This window comes from Lacihabitans soyangensis (assembly GCF_024343775.1).
GTDB lineage: Bacteria > Bacteroidota > Bacteroidia > Cytophagales > Spirosomataceae > Leadbetterella > Leadbetterella soyangensis.
In genome coordinates this window covers 87,069-112,406 of record NZ_RJUF01000003.1, presented here as the reverse complement: position 1 = coordinate 112,406, position 25,338 = coordinate 87,069, and the positions used below count along the sequence as shown (strand labels likewise).

Sequence of the window (25,338 nt, the reverse complement as noted above, 5' to 3'; positions counted from 1 at the left end):
ATTGAGAAATGACAAAGAATCGTTCGATAAAAATAGGCCTGATAGTCATTTTTGTTTTGACAATTGTTTTTCATTTCTCAGTTCTGATTGGCTGGGTGCCTTTTGAAAATGTTTGGGGCGGAAGGCTAAAAAACCAACAGGAAATGCTTGTATTTGAGACATTTTCCATTATTTTAAATGCATTTTTTATTGTTGTAGTATTGGTAAAATCAAGATATTTGAAGCTAAAAATTCCTCCTAAAATCATTACTGTCCTATTATGGATAATGACATTTTTATTCTTCTTAAACACAATAGGAAACCTTTTTGCAATTAACAATCTTGAAAAATACATAGCCACCCCCATCACATTTTTGCTGGGTATTTTATGCTTTATTCTAGCAAGAGAAAAGGCGTAGCAGGATTCGACATTTAGAATCGATTATATTTTCTTTATTCAATTGTTATTCATCAAGTTAAGAATGCGATTTTGTATAAAATGCCTTAATTGTGGCCACTAAAAGCAATCATCAAAAGAACGATGAAACCCGCTAAGCCTAGAGCGTGAAGAATAGTTAGAATAATTCCAGCCTTGGCAAGTTTTTTTCCTTTTCGTTTGTTCTTCTTGATTCTAACTAAAGCAATTATACTAAACAGAAGACCAACAATACCCAGAAGGACAGGATTAAAAATTAGCTGTAGTTGAGCTAGAGCACGAAAAAAGGAAAATCCCCAAGATAAAATAGCTGCCAAGGAAAAAGAGAACCCAATAACGGATGATGGTTCATATTCAGATTTCTTGACATTTGTGCTATCACTTGCAAAACCAGCTGTACTGTGCACATTGAAAAGCGAATCAAGCTTTACAGGGTTTTGGACAGAAGTTTCTGTTGTAGCAAAAGACAAATGTGAAAGGAAAATGATGCCCAAAAGAGTGAATAAAATGAGATATTTGTTATTGATAGCCATAGGATTTTTTTGCTAAAAAAGTGAATTTGGTATACACTAAATGTAATTCATCACAAAACTTATTCTAAGGTAATTAATTACCAATGACGTTTTATTTTTTCAAATCAAGTAATGAAAATACGCTAACTCTAACAGCACTAAAAGCCGAATTTCCAGTTAATTGGTCAATTACCTTTTCGTCAGAAAGATCATTTATACTTACCCCAGCATATTGCTTTGCAACGTCTAGTTTTATACCTTTTCTATGGTGTCCATATCCATGCGGCATACTCACTACACCAGGCATAATGTCGTCAGTAATTTCGATAGGAATCTCCACTTGACCAACTCTTGATGTCACCACAACGGTTTCGTGGTCTTTTAAACCCAAAAAGTCTGAATCTGCGGGGTTAATTAAAAGCGTACATCGGTTTTTGCCTTTCATGAGTTTTGCAGAATTGTGCATCCAAGAGTTATTGTCTCGTAAATGTCGGCGACCAACCAACCAAAATTGTTTAGAATCCGTTGCAAATAATTCATGTTTAGCCTCTTGTAATCGAGAGAGGTCTTTAGCCAATATATCAGGACAAAGATTTATTTTTTGTTGAATACGATTTTCGGCAATGGGTTTCAATGCTCCGAGGTCTATACCATGCGGATTTTGTTTTAAAACATCCATCGAAAGTTGGTATGGGCCGAATTTTAGACCCAAATCTAGTTTTACTTCTGGTGGAACTATTGTTTGATTTTCGCCTAAAAATAGATTTCGTAATTCTTGAAAAATTTCCCAATCATACTTTGCTCCTTCGGCTTTTTCAAAAAGCGGAGGACTATATTTGGCGGTATTTCTAATGGCCAACACATGAAAAGTAAGGTCATAATGTGGGTTTTCTAGTCCGGTGGCTGGTGGTAGAATTAAATCTGCGTGACAGGTGGTTTCGTTAAGATAGATATCAAAAGAGACCATCAACTCGAGCGTTTCTAGGGCTTTTTCTAGTTGAACACCATTAGATGTGGACAAAACAGGGTTTCCACAATTGGTAAACAACATTTTTATTTGTCCATCTCCCTCGGTCAACATTTCTTCAGCCAATGCGGCCACTGGCAATTCTCCAATAAACTCAGGATATCCACTCACGCGACTTTTCCATCTCGAAAACCTGTCTTTGGGTTTTGCATTTCCAATAAAATCGATGGCTGGCAGCGTAAACATTGCTCCACCTTTTTTGTCGAAATTATCCGAAATAATGTTGATAACATTAATCAGCCAGAGACAAACACCGCCAAAAGCTTGTGTAGATACACCGACTCTTCCATAGCAAACTGCTGTCGGTGAACTACAGAAATCATTCGCAATTGTTCTTATTGTTTCACCTGAAATTCCTGTTATTTGTTCAATGTCATTCAGGTTAAAATTATTTATTTCCTGTTTCAGTTGGTCTAATCCAGTAAATTTTGATTCATCCAATTCGAGATTCTTTATGGCCAAAATTTCTTTCGCCAAGGCAATCAAAAAGAAGGCATCGGTATTGGGTTTAATAAAAAAATGCTCAGAAGCGTGTTTGGCTGTTTCTGTTTTTCTGGGATCAACAACCACATATTTTCCACCTCTATTTTTGATTGCTTCGAGCCTGTGTGCTACATCGGGCACACTCATCATGCTACCATTTGAAGCGAGTGGATTTCCTCCGATGATAAGCATATAATCGGTGTGATCAATATCTGGTACAGGCAAAAGCATCGGGTGGCCGTACATCAGCCACGATGCAAAATGATGTGGCAATTGGTCAGTGGAAGTAGCCGAAAACATATTTTTGGTTTTCAACAACCTAAAAAAATCAGGAGCAAACATAGTGGTACCAAGGTTGTGAATCGTTGGATTTCCTTGGTACACACCAATGGCATCACGTCCATATTTTTCCTGAATTTCCTTAGTTTTGCTTACAACCAAACTGTAGGCTTCGTCCCAAGAAATCTGTTGCCAACCATTTTCAGTCTTTTTTATTGGAAATTTCAGTCTGTCTTTGTCTAAGTAAATATCTTTCAGGCCATTGGCTTTTGGGCAAATATGCCCTCGGCTAAAATTATCCTCAAAGTCACCTTCTATTTTCAGTATTTCTGAGTTTTGATGAGTAATCTTCAAGCCACACATGGCCTCACAGAGATTGCAAGTTCTGAAATGCGTTTCCATTGATTTTTAGGTTGATAGTTTAGCAAATTAGTGATTTTTCGGGATTTATAGTTTTAAAAGTAAAATTCAAGAAAACAAGTGCTTATTTTTCCCTAATTTCATGCCTACAATTCAACCCTATAAATGAAAAAAGCAGCGTTTTTAATTTTTGCAATACTCATTGCAAACCTCAGTTTTTCTCAAGAAACAAAAACCATCAACGTCGATTTTAATAAACAGATAGGTAAAATGTATCCTTTTTGGGCATTTTTCGGTGCAGATGAGCCCAACTACGCCTATATGAAAGATGGCAAAAAGTTGCTTTCTGAGTTGTCGGCTTTGAGTCCGGTACCTGTTTATTTCCGGGCTCACAGTCTGCTAAACTCTGGTCACGACACGCTTTCACTGAAATGGGGCTCAACAAATGTATATACTGAAGATGCCAATGGAAATCCAGTGTATGACTGGAAAATAATTGATAAAATTTTCGATACATATCTTCAAAGGGGGATAAAACCCATGGCACAGTTTAGTTTTATGCCGGAGGCATTGTCTACCAAACCACAGCCTTACGAACACGCATGGAAGCCAGGAATGCATTATACCGAAATATTTAAAGGGTGGACGTTTCCTCCAAAAAACTATAAAAAATGGGCGGACTTGGTGTATGCTTGGGTAAAACATTCGGTTGAACGCTACGGAAAGGCGGAGGTAGAAAGTTGGTACTGGGAGCTCTGGAACGAGCCGAACATTGGCTATTGGAGCGGAACCGTGGAAGAATATTGTAAATTATACGACTATACTGCTGATGCAGCCAAAAGAGCTTTGCCAACCATCAGAATGGGTGGACCAGAAACGACAGGCCCAAATTGGAACAAAGCGGCAGAATTTCTAAAAGTCTTTTTGAATCATTGCAGTATGGGAAAAAACTACGCGACTGGCAAAATCGGATCGCCACTGGATTTTATAACTTTTCATGCCAAAGGTTCACCCACAGTTGTAAACAACCACGTGCAAATGAACATGGGCACACAGTTGAGAGATATTTCGGAAGGGTTCAGAATAGTTACGTCTTACGAAAAATATAAAAATCTTCCCATAATTATTGGTGAGTCTGATCCAGAAGGCTGTGCGGCTTGTGGAATGAAGACCAATCCACAAAATGCCTACCGAAACGGCACCATGTATTCGAGCTATACCGCTGCATCGTTTGCTAGAAAATATGCTTTGGCAGACCATTTCAAAGCCAATCTTTTGGGGGCGGTTAGTTGGTCTTTCGAGTTTGAAAATCAACCGTATTTCTACGGATTCAGAGATTTGGCTACCAACGGAATAGACAAACCAGTTTTGAATGTATTCAGAATGTTTGGCCTAATGTCGGGACAAAGAGTGAGCGTAAAAGGTAACCAGAGTTACACTTTCGAGATGGTGCGAGACTCGAGCGTTAGAGGAAAAAATGCTGATATTGATGCTTTAGCCAGCAAAGATGTAAATTCGGCAGCCGTGATGCTCTGGAATTATCACGACGACGACGTAAAAGCGGAGGATGCGACTATAGAACTGAATTTGTCAGGATTACCAAACAAAACTATCAATTTGCAGCATTACAGAATTGATGATGAAAACAGCAATTCTTATGAGGTTTGGAAGAATATGGGTTCTCCCCAAAGCCCGTCCAAAGAGCAAATAAGCACTTTGGAGAAAGCAGGTCAGTTGACACTTTTGACCTCGCCTGTTTATCTAAAACCCAAAAATGGCATTTTAAAAATGAACGTTATTTTGCCAAGGCAAGGAGTTTCTTTGTTGAAAATGGATTGGTAAAACTATTTTTTCACCTCAGAAATATGATATTCCTGAATTAAGGCTGGTTTTTCGGGAGAAAGCGTGAAGCTAATTTTAATGTTGGTGTTTTCTCCTTCAAGCATAAATGATCCACGAAGTGCATTTTCTGGCATCATTTCGCCTACTCGCATAATTTTACCAGCTTTTTGGTAAATGGCTTCCGCTTCTTTTTTTAGGCTATTTGTGAAATAATCCAAAAAGAAGTTTTCTGCAAAAATTCCCGAAGCTTCGGCTTTTTCCCAAGATGGAAGAAGAGAAACGAGCTGTTTTTGACGTTCTTTTAATACTTCAGAAACAGCCCAAGAAATAGGTTTTAAGTCTGCCAAAGCGATTAAGGTATCCATAATTTGGGTATTCAAAGCATTAGCTGGGGCATAGGTGCGATTGGCAAATGACACGAACCCGATGCCATACTGTGGCAAAATTTTCCAGTTGCTACCAAAACCAGGCAAGCCACCACTGTGGCCGATGTTGATATTGTGTTCGCAGTCTTGTACCCATCTTAGTCCATATCCATAAGCTTGTACAAACGGACACGAGTTTCCTTGAGCATTTTTGTTTTCTACATTTAGCAGAGCAAAATTCCAAGGTTGTTGCATTTCTCGTAGTGAGCTTCTTTTCAATACTTTAGATTCTGGTTTATCGGAGCTTGCAGCAGATAGATGAAAGGTCATGTATTTTCCAAAATCTTCTATGGTGGTCAGCATACCACCCATAGCTCCATAAGCACCGTCGCCCAGCATGGGTTGTTCTACCCATTTATCGTCAATCCATCTGTATCCAAGTGCCAGTTGGCTTTTAGGCACTTTGGTATAATCCCAGTAGGTATTGTTCATACCCAGTGGTTTCAAAATATGTTTTATAGTGTAGTTTTGATAGGTTTCTCCTGTTACTTTTTTGATGATATATCCCAACATAGCGAATCCCATGTTGCTATATTCATAACTTACACCAGGGGTATTTGAGAAAGAAATGCCCTTTTTGAACATTTTAAGCATCGTATCGTCTGAAATGGCCAGTTGTCTGTCGCCCCAAGGGTTATCTTCGGGAAAACCAGCAGCGTGAGTTAGCAAATGCCTAATTGTGATTTCTGGTGAATCTATCGAAAACTTTTGTCCTTTTATTTCAGGAATGTATTTATGTACAGGATCGTCTAATTGTAGTTTTCCAGCGTCTCTAAGTTGTAAGATGGCCATGGCTGTAATGCTCTTTGACATAGAGGCAATACGGTAAACCGATTGTTGACTGGCAGGTGTTTTTTCGGATAAATTCGTGACACCCAAAGCATTGAAATGTACAATTTGTCCATCTACAACCAAGCCATAAACCAAACTAGGCAGGTGATTTTTCTCTGCATTTTCTTTACAAATTTGATCAATAATGGGTAATGCGGCTTTTATCTTAGCCATTTGCTCGGCAGACGATTGAGCAGAAACTTTTTGCAACACACAAAAGGAAATAATTCCTAACAGATAGTAGCTTAGTTTTGTCATAGTTTGGAAGAGGCGATTTTTCAAAACTTAAATATAGAAAAAAGAAACGGATTCTACCGTTTTTCGTGACACAGAAATTCTGAATATAGGGTTAAAAAAAGCATATCAATCGCCATTGATTTTTCCAAAACGCAACATTTTTTATAGTTTTGGAAAATAATCAACCACAATATTTTCCAAAACGCAACATTTTTTATAGTTTTGGAAAATAAAAAACAATTAAATCGTGTATATTTATAACATTATGAAGTAATAGATACAGAAATGAAAATAATTGGGAGACAGCCAGAGCAAGATAGAATTAGAGAAATCATGAATAATGATAAACCTGCTTTTGTGGCACTTTATGGTAGAAGAAGAGTGGGAAAGACGTTTTTAATCAAAGAATATTTTAATCAAAAGTTTACTTTTTATGCTACTGGACTGGCAAATAGCAATACCCAAAAGCAGTTATTAAACTTTACATTATTTATAAATAATCAATTTTCTGCATCATACGAACCACCCAAAAGTTGGTTAGAATGTTTTTCTTTTCTACAAAAAGAGCTTTCTAAAATTGAAGGAGAGAAGATATTGTTTTTGGATGAATTGCCGTGGTTTGACACGAAAAAATCAGATTTTATGACTGGGCTTGATTTTTTTTGGAATTCTTGGGCAAGTTCGCAACAAGGGCTAAAACTATTTGTGTGCGGCTCAGCAGCCTCTTGGATGATAAACAAGCTCATTCGAAACAAAGGAGGATTATATAACAGAATTACACATCGATTCAAGATAGAGCCGTTTACATTGGCTGAGACAGAAGCGTTTTTTAAATCTCAAGGAATAAACTTGGACAGATACCAAATAGTGAATATTTATATGGCTGTTGGGGGTATTCCGTTTTATTTAGAACAGATACAAAAAGGCTTAAGTGCTGCTCAGAATATCGAAAAAACCTGTTTTAGTCCAACGGGACAACTCAGGAATGAGTTTCAATTTGTGTTTTCTTCGTTATTTAACAACTCTGAAAAACATGAAAAACTACTAAGGGCAATATATGGGTTGGGAAATAGAGCCACCCGAGACCAAATAATCAAAAAATTGGGTTGGGAGTCGAGTGGAGACTTTAGTTTAAAACTTAATGAATTAGAAGAAAGTGGTTTTCTGAAATCGTATGTACCAATAGGAACAAATAAAAACAAAAAAACATTTGTGATAGCGGACTATTACACATTGTTCTATTTTAAGTTTATCGAACATTCGGCAAAATATTCAGAAGGGGTATGGACCAGTATAATTGACACAGGAACTACCCATGCATGGGCGGGCTTGGCATTTGAGCAAGTATGTTGGGACCACACCACAAATATTAAACGTAAACTGGGAATAGAGGGAATTTATAGCGAAACAAGTACTTGGACGAAATCAGCAGATTCAGAAACAGCAGGTGCTCAAATAGATTTGGTAATTGATCGAAAAGATCGAATAATTAATCTATTTGAAATAAAATACTCTACCAGCCCTTTTACCATTACAAAAGAGTATGATTTAAAACTTAGAACAAAACAAAGCTTATTTAAAGAAGTAACCAAAACGAGAAAAAGTGTTTTTTTGGCGATGATTACGACTTACGGTCTCACTCAAAACGAATACGCAAAGTCCATCATTCAAAACGATTTGACTATGGATGATTTGTTTTAAGAAGGATAATCAATAGAGTATTACGAGGTCTTTAGTTTACACAATTTTTTATTTCCGCTTTAAAAACACCTCCATTGCTTGCCTGAAATCCATTTTCAAGTAAAATAGACCTACCTGCTCCAAAGTTAACTGTTGTCCCACTTTGAAGGCTGCTAGAAGCCGAAATTGCCTGACTTGCGTTTAAAGCTAAAGTTGAATTACCTCCAACCACTTTTGTCAATTGGTGATTGTTCACACAGTTTGGATTAACTTTTATTAGGAAAGTGTCTCTCAAACATTGACGACTATCTTCCACAAAATATTGCTGACCAATTATCGGATTTATTTGAATAGTTTTTGTATTTCCTGCAGGGTTATTCCAAATATAATCGCCAATCCACGAGGCTTGTAAGTTTACAGAACTCTGATTTGGTGCAATTTCAATTTCTGAATTTTTATTCACGTCTTTCATAATTGTAAACTGATCAGCAACCGTTCCGTTTTCTGAAATCCACTTAGAATCCAGTCGGTTTCCTTCAATTTCGAGATAAATTGAACCCCCAGTTTCGGAGTTAGAGTAAACTGTGGCATCGTGGGGATAAGTTGCCTGTTTGGAAGTTACCCACCCTGCCGAACCTGCAACCACATAAACGATGCCTTTGTTGGGCAAGCCAGATGTTTTTTCATAAGGGCAAGAGTCGGCGGTACCATCATATCTACCGCTTGAGTTGCTTTTGTTGTGACTAGTTGGACTAAATGAGCTTTCAAGACCATAGTGCCCTTTTATTAAGCGTGTTCTTTCATAGTTATGACTATGGCCACAAAGAACCAAATCTACGTTGTTTCTTTCAAGAATAGGGAGCACTTTTTCTCTAATATATCGAAGCTCTAGCTCTGAGTCAGAGTTGTGGCTACCCATAGTGTAAGGAGGATGATGCCAATAGACGATGGTCCATTTTTGTGTATTTGCGGCCAAATCGGCTTTTAACCAGGTTATCTGTGGACTATTGAGAGTATCAGATAAGCGATATAAACTTGCAGTTTCTGTCCCGTAAGAATCGAGACTTATGAAGTGTATATTGGCGTAATTATAAGAATAATAACCTTCATTGTAAGAGGGTGGACCACCAATTTCGCCATTGGTGGGTAGTGTAAAATTCTGAAAATAAGCTCCACTTCTACTCCCTTGGGATGTGCTGTAATAGTCATGGTTTCCGGGAGCAGGAAAAATAGGTGTTTGCTTCATGGTTCGGCTATTTTGATATGGCTCAAAAAACAATGTTTGATACTCATTATCATAGCCAGAGTTGTAAGCATTATCCCCAAGAAGAAGCCAAAGGTCGATATAGTTGTTACCAACGTAGTTGAGAAAGGCATTTTTTACGTTTGCTTGAGTACTTGTTCCCGTTCCACAATCGCCCGTAACCCACACTTTAGTTTTCTTCTCGGTTCCGATAGTTGGTGCAGTGTAAAAATAGTGATTGGCCGAGCTTTGAATTATTTGGTCGGTATTCGCAATGTTGTAGTAGTACTTTGTATTCGGTTGTAGGCCTATCAGATTTACAATATGCTCGGTTTTAAAAGCATTATCTGAAACAGACAGGATTAGGTTGTTCGGGTCTGTACCATAGTTTATTTTGCTGGTGGTCAGAGAGATGGTTCTATATCTTATCTGCATGCCAGTAGAAGAGGCCATTTGTAGATATGGTCCTCTAGACACAAAAACACTGTTCTGGCCAATAAGCTCGAAGTCGAAGGACAAATCTGAGCTACTCGATGCCGTCTGGTGAATCTCTACGGCTATCGTGTTTTGTCCCATTTGTAAAACATTGCCAGGTAAAGTTGTACTCAACCACACCTGTCCATCGTCGGCAGCGTTTGTGGCTAAAGTATTATATAAAACAGGATCTCCAAGTCCATCTTTAAAAACTTGTACCCCGTTGAAATATACAGCCACACCGTCGTCTCTTTTGCCTCGTAAAAGAAAGCTACTGTAAGTACTTGATAGCGTGACTACCTTTCTAAAATAAGTAGTGATATATTTGTTATTGGGATCAGGTCCATAATTCACCACGGTAGTTTCGTCTCCTTCGCCATATCCAAATTCTGCATTACCACTGGCCCACAAAGCGTCGTTAAATCCGGCATTTCGCCAGGTTGTTCCTTGGTCAGAGCCATTATCGAGGTATTTCCAAGTGTCGCCTGCAGCAACAATGGTCGATTGAGCCATTGTGAATGAGACAGAAGCAAGAATAAGAAAAATTGATTTTAAAATGGCCATTTTTAAGACGAATTGCATATTTATAATTTGATCTTAGGAATTATTCAGGGGCTCATGTTTTTAGATCCAGAGTAATTTCCAAAATTTCATATCTTCACCAAACCACCTGTTTTCACAGACTTATAAATAGCTTCCACCACCCTAATATCTCTTAAACCTTCCTCTCCAGGAACAATCATAGGTTTTTTCTCGATAATGGACAGAGCGTCTTCGTCCAGTTGTTTGGGTTGTTGGCTGGCCAAGGGGAAGTTGATCTGTGTACCGTCTGACATGCTGCCTTTGTTGTTGCCGTAGCCACTTTGGGGTTCCATTTTTAGCCAACCTTTTTCGTAGTTTACTTGCAAATGGTTCATGTTTATGCCGAAACTCGACTGACAAGCCGCTCTCGCTCCCGAAGGAAATTCCAACTGAAACATCATAGTCTCTTCTACTTCTTTGTAAATCTCCGGGCGAGTTGTGGAGGCTTGTGCTATTACGCTGATAGGTTCTTCACCAGCTGCCATACGTGCTCCTTGCAAGGCATAAACGCCCATGTCGCCCATTACGCCTCCGCCCAATGCTTTGTTTTGTTTCCAATGCGTAGTGCGGCCATCAAAATACCCTGCTGCAGAATTAATCATTTTAGGCTTTCCAAAAGGACGTTCTTTGGCAACCTTCATTACTTGCTGTAGGTTGGGGTCGTGCTGACAACGGTAGCCGATAGATAGTTTCACTTTGTTTTTATTACAAGCATCTATCATGGCTTGGCAGTCAGCTACTGAGGGAGCCATAGGTTTTTCGCAGAAAATATGCTTGCCTGTAGCCGCTCCTCTAACAGTAAACTCTCGGTGCATCGATGGCGGCAAGATCACATAGATAATGTCGATGTCAGGGTTGTTGGCTATTTGGTCGTAATTATTGTAATCATAAATGTTTTTATCTGCTAAACCGTATTTGTTTTTCCAGATTTCCACCTTTGAGGGTGTACCCGTCACGATACCTTTGAGTTCGCAATGCTCGGTTTTGAGTAAAGCTGGTGCTATCAAGTCGGTACTGTAATAGCCAAGTCCAACTAGTGCTATACCTAATTTTGTCTTTTGTGGCTGGGTAGCTTTGAGCAATACGTGCGGCGAAAAAACGGCCGATGCGGCGATTAGTCCTGTACTTTTTAAGAAATCCCTTCTGTTCTTCATTTTGAGGTTATTTTGGTTGAAATAAAATTCAGTTTCTAGAAAATTCAAAAAATCGTTTTTTATTTGTTTGAAATTTCTAATTTGCCAAAAATACAAAATTTCCTCATGAATGAAACACCAAATGCAGGCAATGTACTGATAGCCGAGCCATTTCTTGGAGACCCAAACTTCGAACGTAGTGTGGTGCTCATTTGTGAACACAACGACGAGGGCTCGTTTGGATTGGTACTAAACAATGTCTCTAAAAACACTATAGCAGATGTTGTTGACGACATTTATGTAGAATTTCCACTTTTTATTGGTGGTCCGGTCGAGCAAAATACCTTGCATTTTGTACATCGTTTGGGTCATTTGATAGAAGATTCTATCGATTTGGGCAACGGAATTTTCTGGTCGGGGGATTTCGAAAGTGTTAAAAGTTTATTGAGCATTGGGAGTATAAAATCCGAAGATATTCGATTTTTCATTGGCTATTCTGGTTGGGGAGCTGGTCAGTTGAAAAATGAACTAGCACAAAACACCTGGTTTGTTTCTGATATCAATTCTGATGTGATTTTTGAAGAATATACCAATCAATTTTGGAGAACGGTACTGAAACGAATGGGCGGTGATTATAAGGTTTTGGCCAATTATCCAGTAGATCCTAGGTTGAATTGACTCTTTAGTTGTGAGTTCTGTTTTAAGTGTTTTGAGTTTTTTAATGAATATAGATTATGAAAAAAATTGTCTTTCTGTTTTGTCTGATTTTTGCAGGAAATCTGTTTGCTCAAAATGAGATTGTGACTCATCTCGACCAAAACTTTACGAAATATACCCAAATGTCAGACCAGATTTGGCAATGGGCCGAGCCTGGTTATTTAGAAGAAAAAACGGGGGCCTTATTAATCAAAGAATTGGAAGCCAATGGGTTTTCTGTAAAAAAAGGAGTTGGAGAAATGTCAACAGCTTTCGTAGCAATTTACGGCACTGGCTATCCGACTATCGGTATTTTGGCTGAAATGGATGCTTTGCCGGGTCTTTCACAAGAAGCCATTCCGACCAGAAAGGCTAAAGTTCTTAATGGCTATGGGCATGGCTGTGGACATAATTTATTCGGAGTAGGTTCGGTGGCTGCAGCTATTTCTACCAAAACTTGGATGGAAAAGAACAAAATAAAAGGTACAATAAAACTTATAGGAACGCCTGCTGAGGAAGGAGCGGGCGGTGGGAAAACCTATTTGGTGCAAGCGGGAGTTTTTAAAGACATAGATGCCGTAATTAACTGGCATCCTGGCGACAATAATAATGCAAGTCCAAACTCATCGTTGGCCTATCGGGTTACAAACTTTACTTTTGAAGGCTTAGCAGCACACGCTTCGGCGGCTCCAGAAAAAGGTCGTTCGGCCTTAGACGCCGTAGAGGCCATGAATTATATGGTCAACCTCATGAGAGAGCATATTTCTCCTGAAACAAGGATTCATTATGTGATAAAGAACGGAGGCTTAACTTCCAACATTGTTCCAGATTATGCCATGGTGGAATATACCGTCAGGCACCCATCAGCCAAGGGCTTGGAAGAAGTTTGGAACAGAGTTCAGAAAGCCGCCCAGGCAGCCGCATTGGGTACAGAAACCAAAATGAGTTTTGAGATAATGGCAGGTCTGTACAATTTACTTCCTAATGAGACATTAGCGAAGGCCATGCAAAAAAACCTTGAAATGGTAGGAGGCGTAAAGTTTACACCAGAAGAAAGGAAGTTTGCTGAAGATATCAGGAAGACCGTTTTTTCAAGTTCTTTGGCCACAGTAGAGTCTGCAGATCAGATAAAACCGTACACTTCAGGATTAGCTACACCAGCTTCTACAGATGTGGGCGATGTGAGTTGGGTTGTTCCCACGGCTGGACTTTCCACCGCTACTTGGGTACCTGGAGTACCTGCTCACAGTTGGCAAGCCGTTGCTTGCAATGGTATGAGTATTGGCCACAAAGGAATGATAAACGCCGCTAAAACAATGGCCTTAACAGCAAAAGATTTGTTTATGGATACAAGCTTGGTAGAAAAATCTAAAGAAGAACTTTACATAATGCGTGGATCCAAAGATTTTAATTATAAGTCACTTGCCGGCGATAGAAAGCCACCATTAGATTATAGAAAATAGGCTTAAGACCATCACTAATCCACGTTTTATTCGTGCATTAGGCAAAAATCACAGTGATTATTCAACATTAACCGTCAAAGTATCCGATTGAGCCGGGGGAACATCTGTTTCCCAAGATCTTCGGTAGGTGAATATTATTTGAGCAGTACCGGCACTAGCACCTTCTATTTTGTATTTAAACTTCGATGGCGTTCCAACCATTCCATCTTTGTTTTCGCTTACTATTTCCTCGGTTATTTTAACTATTTCAGGATTTTCGGCTTTGTACTGCCATGTGTAACCAGTGCTTGGATTACCTTCTAATTCATGTGTAATGCTTTCTCCTACTTTGATGGTAGTTCCCATAAGTTTTGGTTTTTGTTGACAGCTCCATGTCGTGATAATGATGAGGGCGATGCTTAGGTTTTTTTTCATGGTTTTGGTTATTATCGCTATGCGACTTGTTATACTTGAGCCGCAATGCATTGCGGCTTTACTGGGATGTCTCTTATTATGTTTACTACAATGCATTACTTGTTACGATTCTTGAGCCGCAATGCATTGCGGCTTTACGGCCGGCTACGCTTGTGCCGTGCTGCACTAGTCGTGCATGGGTTTTGTTCGCATTGCTTTTTTCTCGGCGTTTACTTTCTTGGTTTTTAGTCTTTTTTCTATTTTTTCTAGTGTTGGTTTGGTAGGTTTTCGCTTTTTCGGCACTGTTAAAGCCGATATCAAGAGTTCCTTGAATTTCTTTAAGGCTAATTCTTTGTTTTTTAACTGCGACCGGCTTTCTTGGCAAACCACCAAAAGTTCGTCTTCTTGGTTAATCTGGTTTTTGAGTTTTTCTCTTATTTTCTCTTTTTCAGTTTCGTCCAAAAGGGTAGAGGCATTTATATCAAATCTTAATTCTACTTTGGTTTCGACTTTATTTACATTTTGACCTCCAGCTCCGCTACTTCTCGAAGTATTAAAAACCACCTCACCGGTGAAATCTATTTTTGCGATATTTTTCATTTCTAAAAATTACAAATCGGCAGCTGCTGCTTTATCTATCCACAGCAAACCTTCTACATGTTTTCTCAAAACAGTAGCCGGCAGTTTTTCGTTTATTTCTTCCGAAATCATTCTTTTAATTATTTCGGCTTTTGACCCTCCATTGGCCATAACCATGGCTTCTTTTGCTTCTAGAAGATGTTTTATGCCTACTGTAATTCCTTTTGTTAATGGCGTTGCTGAATTAAAATACTTCTGACCAACCGTTGCTGTAATTTCTTCTAAATCAGTTACTTGGCAATATGCATCAAACGACGAACCCGGTTCATTTAGCCCGAGATGTCCGTTTGTACCCAAACCCACAAGAATAAAATCAAGACCGCCTCGTACAAAAATCAAGTCATCTACTCTTTTGCATTCTGATTCCAAATCGTCAGTCATTGAATCAAAAAAAGTATAATTTGATTCAGGAATATTTAGAGGTTTCAGTAGGTTTTGCTCCACAATATATCTGCAACTGCCTTCGCTTTCTCCAGATATGCCCACCCATTCGTCTAGACCTATGATGAAAGTATGGACAAAGTCTTCTGTTTTTGCCAATTCTGTTATTTTTTGATATGCCAAAATGGGTGTATTTCCTGAGGTTAGGACTAAGGTAGCATTTGGTTTTTTTCTTACTAAATCCAGAATATGATTCGCTACAGCATCTGATAGCGACTCGTGGTTTTCAAATATTTCAATCTTCATTTTTACTTAATTTCGGTCTTTATTTAAAGTTTTGGCAATATTAGCCAAATAAAATCATTTTTTACTAAACGCTTTTACAACCGCTTTTGCAATAATCTCGTTGCCTTGGTCAGAAGGGTGGAGTCCATCGTAGGTCATGGCCACCGCATCTAAAGGATAAGGATATTCGTCTTTTTCGGGATTGAAAGCGATTTTTGTATAAGCTGGATATTTAAATTTCTTGTTCAAACCCGTTTCTGGGTCTTTAAGTAATTTATATTTCACAGCGTTTTTTACAGAGAGTTTTTTGTTGTGGTACAAATCCACTACTTGAATATTTTCAGACTTTCCTATTGCTTTTATGGCTTCTGCAAACTGTTCCAAAAACTGCCCATTTTTGTCTTTATAAGACCCAAACGCCTTGTTTTTCATGTTAGACAAATATACAAAATCGCCTCTCTGGATGGGTGTTATCAAGACAATTTTGGCATCTTTGTTTAGGCTTTTGAGTTTGTCAAGAATTACCCTGAAAGCCCCATTTACCGTGCCGACTCCGGTCTTTTGATCATAATCAGCCAAAGTTCCGAGTGGTTTTCCGCCCCACCAATCGTTGGTACAAAGAAAAACGGTGTAGATATCTGCTTTCTCGATTTTCAGGTCTTCTATTTTTTCGGCAATCCTGATGGCTGTCCAACCATTGTGGCCTTGGTTTATGTAAGAAATGTGAGGAAGTTTTTCGGTCACTCTTGTCATATATCCTTTTTTCACACGATTGCCCGTTTGTTCAGGATGGTCGTTGAGATAAGTAATGGAATCGCCAATAGCTACCCATTTCACATTTTGAACAGATAAAGAGCTCAATCCTATAAAAAGGACGATACTAAAGAGCAGTTTTTTCATTTAGAGGCTTGAATATTTATAAGGCTATGAAAGATAATCTTTTGAGGGTAAATATGGCCAAAATAAACTATTTTTGTTAATCATTTTGTTTAAAAAGTAAATAGCTTCGTCAAAATAGAGATTTCAAGGAATTGTTTATTTTCTCAAAAATCTTGTTTCATTAAAATAACATGAATCCGAACATACCAGAAACCAATCAGAAAAGAGTAGTAATAGTAGGAGCAGGCTTTGGAGGCCTTGTATTTGCTCAAAAACTCGCCAAGCAAAATTTCCAAATTGTATTAATCGATAAAAATAATTACCACCAATTTCAGCCGCTATTTTATCAGGTTGCGATGGCGGGCTTAGAGCCGAGTTCTATTTCGTTTCCATTGCGAAAGATATTTCAACACATGCCCAATGTACACATCAGAATTACGAAAGTAAATTCTGTGGACACCTCAAAACAATCGATTACTACAGATTTGGGAGAAATTTCTTATGATTTTCTTGTTTTGGGATTGGGAACCGATACCAACTTTTTTGGAATGCAAAATATGATAGATAAGGCCATTCCAATGAAATCAGTTTCAGAAGCTATTTTTCTTAGAAACCGTGTTTTGCAAAATCTGGAAGATGCTTTAACCACGCAAGACCCATTAGAGCGAGAGGGGCTAATGAATATGGTGGTCGTTGGCGGCGGACCTACAGGTGTGGAGGTTTCGGGTACTTTGGCCGAAATGAAAAAGATCATTTTGCCAAAGGATTATCCCGAATTGGATTTCAATTTGATGAAAATCTACCTTTTTGAGTCGTCGCCTGAAGTATTGGAAGTAATGTCCGACGACGCATCGGCCAAAGGGAAAGAATACCTCGAAAAATTGGGTGTAATCGTGAAAAACGGAGTAAGAATTGTGGATTTTGACGGTGAATATGCCTACACCAGTACGGATGAAAAAATAAGAACCAACAATGTAGTTTGGGCTGCAGGAGTAAAAGCCAATGCGATAACAGGTTTTTCTCCAGAAATTTTTGGCCGAGGAGGAAGAATAAAAGTAAATGAATTTAACCAAGTAGAAGGTTTTAAAAACATCTTCGCTTTGGGAGATTTGGCACTAATGACTGCAGATACGGAATTCCCGAACGGACACCCACAAATGGCTCAGCCGGCCATTCAGCAAGGCAAACTATTGGCTCAAAATTTCACGAAAATTATCAACAATCATAGTCCGAAGCCATTCAAATACAAAGACTTAGGTTCTATGGCCACCATTGGGCGACACCTTGCCGTGGTGGATTTGCCATTTTGGAAGTTCCAAGGCACATTTGCCTGGTATGTATGGATGTTTGTGCACCTGATGTCTATTTTGGGTGTAAAAAACAAAATCCTCATTTTCATCAACTGGCTTTGGAATTATGTTACTTATGATCAGTCTTTGAGACTGATTATTAAGCCTAAGTTTAAGGAGTAAAAGAGATTAAATAACCCTATTTCTTATAATTATTTACCCAAAGAAGACTATCAGGTTGCCGATATCCATATTTTTCGAAATCCGTACGAAAAAATAACATTTCGCCATTGTCAGGAAATTTTGGATTTAGAATTACTGGAAAGGGTTTACCGTTAAAGAATTTGTTGTAATCATTAATATAAACATTTGACAAGTCTGACTTTTCATATAAAGTACCTTTATATTTATATTGAAACCTAAAATAATCAGATTGCCTGTAGCCAGCTTTTTCAAAGGCAAGTGTATAACCAGTTACAAATACGGGAGAATCGATAGTATTATTATAATGTTTTTTTTGGTTCCATTTGGTCATTAAAAATCCAGTCAATAATAAAATTAAATATATTACCGTGCCTCTGTTTCTAGAGATAAATTCTTCAGAAATATTAAGTTTCATTTTTTGTAACTAATTTTTGGTTTATTAAAGTCTTGAAAGTTAACTATATATGAAGGCATTTTCTTTGGAGGTTGAAATTTATTTAAATTGTTTTCTCGCTGCATGATGCCAATAATTAATATTAGGAAAGAAAAATTCGAGAATGTTTGTACATTATGGATATAAAAATAACGGAATTCTACATTATATTTTCGAAGTAGAAATCTAAATGTCAAATCGAAGTGAACTCCAACGACCTTTTCAACATCCCTATGGCCTCTTTTAACTCTTCAACAGTAGACGAAGCAAAGCCAAGTCGGGTATAGTTTTTAATCTTCCCTTCTACATTGTGATGAAAGCCATTCGAAAGGTAAAGGCCATTTTTTAGTGCTGTTTCAGCAGTTTTCTGCATATCTATTTCATCTTCAAACTTTACCCAAACAGACATTCCGCCTTCTGGTATTTGAAACTGAACTTGGTCTTGAAAAACTCGTTTTAGTTCTTCACAGAAAAAATCTCGCCGGTTTTTATATTCTTTAAGTCCTTTGCGTAAGTGTTTCTGTATTATTCCTTCGTGTAGAAGTTGGGCTATAGCGGTTTCGAGCATATTGTCGCCTTGCCGGTCGATGATTCTTCTGTAGTGTGCCAAATGGTCAATGACATCTTCTGTGGCTACCAAATAACCTACTCGAAAGGCAGGAGAGATACTTTTGGTAAATGAACCAGAATACAAAACCATGCCTTGGTTATCTGCACTTGCCAACGGCATCAATGGACGACTCTGATAATGAAAATCATAGTCGTAATCGTCCTCGAAGATGATGAACTTATATTTTTGAGCAAGTTGAAGTAGTTTTATTCTTCTGTCGGCTTTTAGCGTGACAGTGGTAGGGTAGTTGTGGTGCGAGGTTATATAAATTAATCTGATTGTATTGCTTTGGCACAAATCTTCCAGAGCGTCCACATCAAGGCCGTTTTCATCTATCGGCACTTTCAAAAGTTCTGCACCAACTTGCAAGAAACTGATGTTGGCACTTTGCCAGCTTGACTCTCCGATGGCCACTTTATCTCCAGTTTTTATAAAGGCCAAACTCGTCAGATATAGCCCCATTATCGTGCCTCTCACTATCAGCAAATTGTTTTCATTGATATTCAGTCCTCGAGTTTCATTCAAATACTTTGCGAGTTCTTTTCTTAGCCAAAGACTTCCTTTTGTGTCGCCATAGCCGAGTTTTTGATAAGAGTTTCCAAGTATCAAATTGCTGCGGTAAGCTCTTGCCAAGTCCGCCAAAGGGGCCAGTCTTGGATCAGGAAAGCCGTCGTCGAGATGAAGTTTTTCCGTGGCTTTTATAACTTCTCTGATGAGGAAATCTTTCTTTTCAAATGCAAATCCAGCAATTTTTGACTTTTCGTTTTTTTGATTTTCTTCCAAAAACTGAGGGATTATTTCAGGTAGATTTTGAGCCACGAAAGTCCCATTTCCTTGTTTGGTTTCGAGCCATCCTTGGCTTATAAGTTCGTCATAAACTTGAGTAATGGTTTTTCGATGAACGCCCAAGGCTTCACTTAAGGCCCTTGAACTGAGCAGTTTTTGACCAAAAGACAGTTTTCCTTCACGTATCAAAACCATCAATTGTTGAGAAACCTGCTGATAAATAGGTGTTTTTAGTGATTTATCTATCGTAATATTTGATTTGAAAGGAAACATAAATTGGACTACTCGTTTTGTAAATATTGGACGATTTGTGTGAGCCAGTAAAAGTATAGTTTTGTGGTGTAATAAAAAACAGGATGGAAATAAAATTTGCAGAAACAGAAGAAGATTTAAAGAAATGCTTGGAAGTTATTCAGGCCTTGCGGCCGCATTTGACCTTGGATCGGTTCCTTTCATTGATTCCAGAAATGAAGAAAGAATCTTACCGGCTTGCATTCATTGAAGAAAATGGAAAAGCCATTTCTGCTTGCGGATTCAGATACATGACTACGCTTTTTGAGGGTAGGTATATTTATATTGATGACCTCAGCACCTTGCCCGAAGCAAGGGGAAAAGGTCACGCTGGAGCACTTTTTGATTTTGTGGTGGAAATTGCGAAAACGGAAGGATTGCCTGCCGTTCATTTGGACTCGGGCCATCAACGATTTGATGCTCACAGACTTTACCTCAACAAAGGAATGAAGATTGTTTACCACCATTTTAGATTAGAGTTATGATACCTTCAAATGAACTCGTAATTTTCATATTGGCTGCTTTTGGCTTAGTTATTACGCCCGGCCCTAACATGATTTATTTAATTTCACGTTCTATCAGTCAAGGAAAAAAAGCAGGATTTATTTCGCTACTCGGAGTGATTTCTGGATTTCTCTTTCATATAATTTTGGTTTCATTTGGGCTCACAACTATTTTAATGTCAATACCTTTTACTTACTTTATTTTAAAGACGGTGGGAGTTTTTTATCTATTGTATTTGGCGTTTGAGGCAATTAAAATTTCAGGGAAAAACGTATTTCAGGCTCAAAACAACCTTACAATTGATAATCCCCCAAAACTCTTTAGCATGGGTTTTTTTACCAATGTTTTAAATCCTAAGATTGCCTTTTTTTATGTTTCATTTTTTCCGCAATTTATAAAAACAGAAAATGGCTCTGTGTTCAGCCAAAGTATACAATTGGGGCTAACACAAATGGCTGTTAGTTTTATGGTTAATTTGTTGATAGTACTCTCGGCTGCAAAATGTGCACAATGGTTTAATAAGAACCCAGTATACCTTAAAATTCAGAGATGGTTTATGGCAACAATTTTGGCAAGTCTTGCCCTTAAGATGGCTTTAGATAAAAAGTGAAAAAGAATTTTTTTGAGACAAATTAAATAGAATTATGATACAACAAACCCCGCGTACCACCACAAGCAGAATGCCGAAACGTACACAATATGATGAGGAATTAGTGAATTCAATTTTAGACGAAGCCCTATTTTGTACGATCAGTTATTCTGTTGACAATCAGCCCTATTCTATCCCAACGGCTTTCGTTCGGAAGGGAGATAGATTATACATTCATGGATCGGTGGGTAGTCATTTTTTGCGAGGAATAGAGTCAGGAATCCCTGTTTGCATTTCTGTAATGCTCACCGATGCTTTGGTGGTGGCCAAGTCTGCATTTCATCATTCTGTAAACTACAGATCAGTTATTATCTTTTCAAATGTCATAAAGCACGAAAACTTCGAAGAAAAAGCTTCTTTTTTTAAGGAATTGACAGAGAAAATAGTACCGAACAGTTGGGATTATCTTCGTCCCATGAAAGCCAGCGAGGTCAATAAAACCACACTTTTGTCTTTCCAAATATCAGAAGCATCGGCCCGTATGCGTACAGGCATGCCTAACGACGATGAAGCGGACAAAGAACTTCCCATTTGGTCGGGAATTATTCCTATACCGTGCAAAAGGCTAACTCCACTTGCTGACGAAAACAGTCTTAATATTCCTTTGCCAGAGCATTTGAATTATTCCTCATAAATCAATGCCGTTTAGTTAAGTACAGATTTTAAGTCCCTCTTCTGTGGAGAGGGATTTAGGGTGAGGTATAATCTGAAACAAATACTTTAACTGAGAGACATTGACTCATAAATCATAAAAACCAATAATTTTCAGAAAGCCAGAAAGCCAAAGCCATTTGTTGAAAGCAAATATTATATTTGTAAAAAAAAACAAAAATCAACAAATGGATGCAAAGAAAATAACTCTCAGTGACTTTCACGAATCGATTGGTGGCAAAATGGTGCCTTTTGCAGGCTTTTACATGCCCGTTAGATATTCGTCTGACAACGAAGAACACCGTTGTGTGCGTGAAGGCGTGGGTGTGTTTGACGTGTCGCACATGGGTGAGTTCCACCTGAAAGGTGAAAAAGCCTTGGATTTGATTCAATATGTAACCTCAAACGACGCTTCTGTTTTGTTTGACGGAAAAATACAATATGCTTACTTACCCAATAATGAGGGTGGCGTAGTAGATGACCTTTTGGTTTACAAAATCCAAGACAACGAATACATGTTGGTGGTCAATGCGGGCAATATCGAAAAAGATTGGAACTGGATTTCAAGCCACAACACATTTGGCGTTGAAATGACAGACCTTTCAGATACAACGAGCTTATTTGCTGTTCAAGGCCCTAAAGCTACCGCAACACTCCAAAAGCTGACCAGTATCGATTTGTCTGCAATGGACTATTACACTTTCGTAAAAGGCGAATTTGCAGGACATCAAAACATTACAATTTCGGCTACTGGCTACACTGGAGCGGGTGGATTCGAGATTTATCTGCCTAATGAAGTTGCAGAAGAGGTTTGGAAGAAAATTTTTGAAGCAGGAGCAGAGTTTGATATCAAACCAATTGGCTTAGGAGCAAGAGATACCTTGAGACTTGAAATGGGCTATTGTCTTTATGGCAACGACATCACAGATACTACATCGCCGCTTGAAGCAGGCTTGGGTTGGGTCACTAAATTCACCAAAAGTTTTATCAATAGCGAAAATCTTTTGGCTCAAAAGCAAGCTGGTTTAAAGCAAAAATTGGTTGGCCTTGAAATGATTGACCGTGGAATACCTCGTAGTCACTACGAAATCTGTGACGCTGATGGAAATAGGATTGGAGAAATTACCTCAGGTACGCAATCACCAACTTTGAATAAGGGCATTGCGATGGGTTTTGTAAAAACCGAATTCAGCAAAGCAGGAACAGAAATCTTTGTAAAAATCAGAGAAAAATTGGTGAAAGCACTAGTGGTCAAATTGCCTTTTGTGAAGCCTGGGGTGTAATATTATAGCCCGAGTCTGTTTTTTCAATAAAATTGGCAAGTTTTTCAAAATATCAACCTTAAAACAAAATGAAACTAAACAATAAAGTAGCCATCATCACTGGAGGAGCCAGAGGAATCGGCAAGGCTTCGGCCGAATTATTTGCTAAAGAAGGAGCAACGGTTATCATCTGGGATTTACTTGACGCTGGTCAAGAAACTGCTGCTGAAATAGTAAAAGCAGGGGGAAACTGTCAGTTTATGAAAGTGGCAGTAACAGACCTTTCGGCTATCGAAACAGCAGTTTCGGCAATCATCAAACAACATCATAGAATAGATATTTTGATCAACAATGCTGGAATCACCCGTGATAAAAGCATGCTCAAAATGACTCAAGATGAGTGGCAATCGGTAATTGACGTGAATTTGACGGGTGTATTTAACTGCACAAAAGCAGTTGTTCCCTACATGGTAGATCAAAAGTTTGGTAGAATAATTTGCACCTCGTCAATAGTCGGAATTTCAGGTAATTTTGGTCAAACCAATTACGTAGCTACAAAAGCTGCGATAATCGGAATGGTAAAAACGTGGGCCAAGGAATTCGGAAAACACAACATTACAGCAAACGCAGTAGCACCAGGCTTCATAAAAACCGATATGACAGATCTTATGCCGCAGGAGGTTATAGATAAAATGGTGGCCGAAATACCTTCAAAACGCATGGGATTACCGATAGACATAGCCAATGCATATCTGTTTTTGGCATCAGAGGAGGCTTCATTTATCAATGGCCACACTCTTTCGGTGAATGGTGGGATGGTGTAAGTTTGACGGAAAAAATTTAAATTTGCTGTTAAAAAAGGTAGATAGAAAAAAATTCTATCCGTGTCAAATCAGTTAAATCCGTGTTCGATCACTTTCCAAAAACTATTTTCTCAAATTCAAGAAAATCGTTTTCAAGTTTTTTCAAAATAGAAGTTTTCAAACTTTCATCCTCAATAAAAGAAAAGCGGATACTGTTGAAAACCAATTGTTTAATTTCTGAATAAGAAAACTCGGGATAGCGTTTGGCGAGTAAAACGTATTGCTCAGTGAGGTTGGTTCTTAAAACGCCGGCATCGTCGGTAGAAATGACCATTGGCACTCCGTGTTGATGATATAGCGAAATGGGGTGTTCGTCGTTTTTGACGTTCAGTATAAATTCGTTGCTTTTGAGGTTGATTTCTACTGCAATTTGCTCCTCTTTCATTTTTTTCAAAAGTGAAAACGCATCTTTTTCAAAGGGTAAATCTATTCCATGCCCAATTCGTCTGGCATTAGCTACAGAAATAGCCTCATTTATGTGCCAGGTAAGCTCCTCTGGTTTCACCAAACCAAGGGTCAATTCACCTGCATGAAGAGCGTTTTTTGTCTTTGGAAATTTGTTGTTAAGGTATTTGTACATTTGCATATGCAGCCAATAATCTTTCATAGATACTTCTTGGTCCTCTTGACCAACAATATTTACGCCGTTGACCAGCGGACTGCTTTGATCAGATAGATAACACACCACTAAATCGCCAAAAACTTCTGCAGGTTGTTTTAAACGGAGGATAGCATTTTGGTAGCGAAGCGTAAATTTTTCGTTGTCTATAGCGTTGGAAGTGTGAATTCTTTGCAAGTCTTCATTGTATTTTTGGGCTTGTTTTTGTGCTCCATTTGCATTGAAGTAAGCATACATTTCATCCAAAATAGTCTTTAGAGTTTGCTCATCCTTATTTTGTTGTGCATTTTTTAGGCTTTGATTGAATGCCTGCATTTTTTGAGCATCTCCACCCTTGAAGAAAAGCAAAAACATGGTTTCTATATAACTCACGTTTTCTTTTATGGCTCTTTCTTTTAGTTCCAAAAGACCAGTAGCAAGGTTGGGGTCTTTAGCAGGCATAAAACCATCGAAAGTGCTAAAAAAGTGATCATCCGATGGGCCTTTTGAGGGATGAAAATCTTTGCTTGACCATAGCTCTAGAAATTTCTGTTTGTAGAATTCAAATTGGTATTTCTGAATCAGATCAGAAATTTTTCTCCAGTTTTTATCTTTTTGTAAATCAATAGGGCGTTCTTTTTGAATTATTAAAGTGTTGATATTAAGCCAGAAATCATTTTTTATGGCATACTCAATAAATGTTTCGGTATAAATGGAGCCGTCGTAGTGATGGTGCAAATCTCCGCCTTTGGGCATGGCCGAAAAGAAAGCTCTTAATTGAGCAGTATTATTACGAATTTTATCAAATTGACTGTCGAGAGATTGACTTTTTGCAGAAAAAAAACTGAAAACGAAAAGAATGTATATTTTCTTCACTTGGCTGATTGTTGAGTTTAAACTATAGTTTAAATTCTCTGCAAGTTACAAAAAAAATTGATT

Annotated in this window: 23 protein-coding genes; 11 read left to right on the top strand and 12 right to left on the bottom strand. The window is 38.2% G+C overall.

Annotation, left to right across the window (positions count from 1 at the left end; genetic code table 11):
- The first annotated feature begins 8 nt into the window (after positions 1 to 8).
- Positions 9 to 398, top strand: coding sequence for a hypothetical protein (locus tag EGI31_RS02515; protein ID WP_255035559.1), 390 nt, complete (start codon positions 9 to 11; stop codon positions 396 to 398).
- Between the two features lie 85 nt (positions 399 to 483).
- Here EGI31_RS02515 and EGI31_RS02510 read toward each other — a convergent pair whose 3' ends face one another.
- A complete protein-coding gene (locus EGI31_RS02510) occupies positions 484 to 948 on the bottom strand; it encodes a DUF4190 domain-containing protein (protein ID WP_255035558.1) in 465 nt (154 codons plus the stop codon).
- Between the two features lie 91 nt (positions 949 to 1,039).
- Positions 1,040 to 3,118 carry a molybdopterin-dependent oxidoreductase gene (locus tag EGI31_RS02505; RefSeq protein WP_255035557.1) on the bottom strand — a complete coding sequence of 693 codons (2,079 nt, stop codon included), beginning with the start codon at positions 3,116 to 3,118 and terminating at the stop codon, positions 1,040 to 1,042.
- A 123-nt stretch (positions 3,119 to 3,241) separates the two neighbouring features.
- Here EGI31_RS02505 and EGI31_RS02500 point away from each other — a divergent pair, with 123 nt between their 5' ends.
- Complete coding sequence (locus EGI31_RS02500; protein WP_255035556.1) at positions 3,242 to 4,918, top strand: GH39 family glycosyl hydrolase; 1,677 nt, start codon at positions 3,242 to 3,244, stop codon at positions 4,916 to 4,918.
- Between the two features lie 2 nt (positions 4,919 to 4,920).
- On the opposite strand, the gene EGI31_RS02495 is transcribed toward EGI31_RS02500, so the two are convergent.
- Positions 4,921 to 6,432 carry a serine hydrolase domain-containing protein gene (locus EGI31_RS02495; protein ID WP_255035555.1) on the bottom strand — a complete coding sequence of 504 codons (1,512 nt, stop codon included), beginning with the start codon at positions 6,430 to 6,432 and terminating at the stop codon, positions 4,921 to 4,923.
- 264 nt (positions 6,433 to 6,696) lie between these two features.
- On the opposite strand from EGI31_RS02495, the gene EGI31_RS02490 reads away from it, so the two are divergent.
- On the top strand, positions 6,697 to 8,112 hold the full coding sequence (locus tag EGI31_RS02490) for an AAA family ATPase (protein WP_255035554.1): 1,416 nt from the start codon (positions 6,697 to 6,699) through the stop codon (positions 8,110 to 8,112).
- A 31-nt stretch (positions 8,113 to 8,143) separates the two neighbouring features.
- Here the strand turns inward: EGI31_RS02490 and EGI31_RS02485 are convergent, their stop codons facing one another.
- On the bottom strand, positions 8,144 to 10,321 hold the full coding sequence (locus EGI31_RS02485) for a metallophosphoesterase family protein (RefSeq protein ID WP_255035553.1): 2,178 nt from the start codon (positions 10,319 to 10,321) through the stop codon (positions 8,144 to 8,146).
- Between the two features lie 137 nt (positions 10,322 to 10,458).
- Positions 10,459 to 11,544 (bottom strand): Gfo/Idh/MocA family protein, encoded by a 1,086-nt coding sequence (locus EGI31_RS02480; RefSeq protein WP_255035552.1) that lies wholly within the window; start codon positions 11,542 to 11,544, stop codon positions 10,459 to 10,461.
- Positions 11,545 to 11,649: 105 nt separating this feature from the next.
- Here EGI31_RS02480 and EGI31_RS02475 point away from each other — a divergent pair, with 105 nt between their 5' ends.
- Together EGI31_RS02475 and EGI31_RS02470 are read left to right on the top strand one after the other, a co-directional pair.
- Positions 11,650 to 12,201: a YqgE/AlgH family protein gene (locus tag EGI31_RS02475; protein ID WP_255035551.1), complete on the top strand. Its 552-nt coding sequence runs from the start codon at positions 11,650 to 11,652 to the stop codon at positions 12,199 to 12,201.
- A 56-nt stretch (positions 12,202 to 12,257) separates the two neighbouring features.
- Positions 12,258 to 13,682, top strand: a complete 1,425-nt coding sequence (locus tag EGI31_RS02470) for an amidohydrolase (protein WP_255035550.1) — start codon at positions 12,258 to 12,260, stop codon at positions 13,680 to 13,682.
- A 57-nt stretch (positions 13,683 to 13,739) separates the two neighbouring features.
- On the opposite strand, the gene EGI31_RS02465 is transcribed toward EGI31_RS02470, so the two are convergent.
- From EGI31_RS02465 to EGI31_RS02450, 4 genes are all read right to left on the bottom strand, one after another.
- Positions 13,740 to 14,096, bottom strand: coding sequence for a protease inhibitor I42 family protein (locus EGI31_RS02465; RefSeq protein WP_255035549.1), 357 nt, complete (start codon positions 14,094 to 14,096; stop codon positions 13,740 to 13,742).
- 165 nt (positions 14,097 to 14,261) lie between these two features.
- Positions 14,262 to 14,675, bottom strand: a complete 414-nt coding sequence (arfB, locus tag EGI31_RS02460) for an alternative ribosome rescue aminoacyl-tRNA hydrolase ArfB (protein WP_255035548.1) — start codon at positions 14,673 to 14,675, stop codon at positions 14,262 to 14,264.
- Positions 14,676 to 14,684: 9 nt separating this feature from the next.
- Positions 14,685 to 15,401, bottom strand: coding sequence for a glucosamine-6-phosphate deaminase (locus EGI31_RS02455; protein WP_255035547.1), 717 nt, complete (start codon positions 15,399 to 15,401; stop codon positions 14,685 to 14,687).
- Between the two features lie 54 nt (positions 15,402 to 15,455).
- Positions 15,456 to 16,280 (bottom strand): SGNH/GDSL hydrolase family protein, encoded by an 825-nt coding sequence (locus EGI31_RS02450; RefSeq protein WP_255035546.1) that lies wholly within the window; start codon positions 16,278 to 16,280, stop codon positions 15,456 to 15,458.
- A 170-nt stretch (positions 16,281 to 16,450) separates the two neighbouring features.
- Between EGI31_RS02450 and EGI31_RS02445 the strand changes: the two genes are divergently transcribed.
- Complete coding sequence (locus EGI31_RS02445) at positions 16,451 to 17,731, top strand: NAD(P)/FAD-dependent oxidoreductase (RefSeq protein WP_255035545.1); 1,281 nt, start codon at positions 16,451 to 16,453, stop codon at positions 17,729 to 17,731.
- A gap of 16 nt (positions 17,732 to 17,747) precedes the next feature.
- On the opposite strand, the gene EGI31_RS02440 is transcribed toward EGI31_RS02445, so the two are convergent.
- Together EGI31_RS02440 and EGI31_RS02435 are read right to left on the bottom strand one after the other, a co-directional pair.
- Positions 17,748 to 18,167, bottom strand: coding sequence for a hypothetical protein (locus EGI31_RS02440; protein WP_255035544.1), 420 nt, complete (start codon positions 18,165 to 18,167; stop codon positions 17,748 to 17,750).
- 211 nt (positions 18,168 to 18,378) lie between these two features.
- Positions 18,379 to 19,854, bottom strand: a complete 1,476-nt coding sequence (locus EGI31_RS02435; RefSeq protein ID WP_255035543.1) for an aminotransferase-like domain-containing protein — start codon at positions 19,852 to 19,854, stop codon at positions 18,379 to 18,381.
- An 83-nt stretch (positions 19,855 to 19,937) separates the two neighbouring features.
- Between EGI31_RS02435 and EGI31_RS02430 the strand changes: the two genes are divergently transcribed.
- From EGI31_RS02430 to fabG, 5 genes are all read left to right on the top strand, one after another.
- A complete protein-coding gene (locus tag EGI31_RS02430; RefSeq protein WP_255035542.1) occupies positions 19,938 to 20,357 on the top strand; it encodes a GNAT family N-acetyltransferase in 420 nt (139 codons plus the stop codon).
- On the top strand, positions 20,354 to 20,986 hold the full coding sequence (locus tag EGI31_RS02425) for a LysE family translocator (protein WP_255035541.1): 633 nt from the start codon (positions 20,354 to 20,356) through the stop codon (positions 20,984 to 20,986). The genes EGI31_RS02430 and EGI31_RS02425 overlap by 4 nt, the downstream gene beginning before the upstream one ends.
- Positions 20,987 to 21,020: 34 nt before the next feature.
- Entirely contained in the window at positions 21,021 to 21,659 is a 639-nt protein-coding gene (locus EGI31_RS02420; protein ID WP_255035540.1) for a pyridoxamine 5'-phosphate oxidase family protein, read from the top strand.
- A gap of 205 nt (positions 21,660 to 21,864) precedes the next feature.
- Positions 21,865 to 22,959, top strand: coding sequence for a glycine cleavage system aminomethyltransferase GcvT (gene gcvT, locus EGI31_RS02415; protein WP_255035539.1), 1,095 nt, complete (start codon positions 21,865 to 21,867; stop codon positions 22,957 to 22,959).
- Positions 22,960 to 23,027: 68 nt separating this feature from the next.
- Entirely contained in the window at positions 23,028 to 23,762 is a 735-nt protein-coding gene (gene fabG / locus EGI31_RS02410; RefSeq protein ID WP_255035538.1) for a 3-oxoacyl-[acyl-carrier-protein] reductase, read from the top strand.
- Between the two features lie 88 nt (positions 23,763 to 23,850).
- Here fabG and EGI31_RS25275 read toward each other — a convergent pair whose 3' ends face one another.
- A complete protein-coding gene (locus EGI31_RS25275) occupies positions 23,851 to 25,275 on the bottom strand; it encodes an amidohydrolase family protein (protein WP_255035537.1) in 1,425 nt (474 codons plus the stop codon).
- Positions 25,276 to 25,338: the final 63 nt, after the last annotated feature.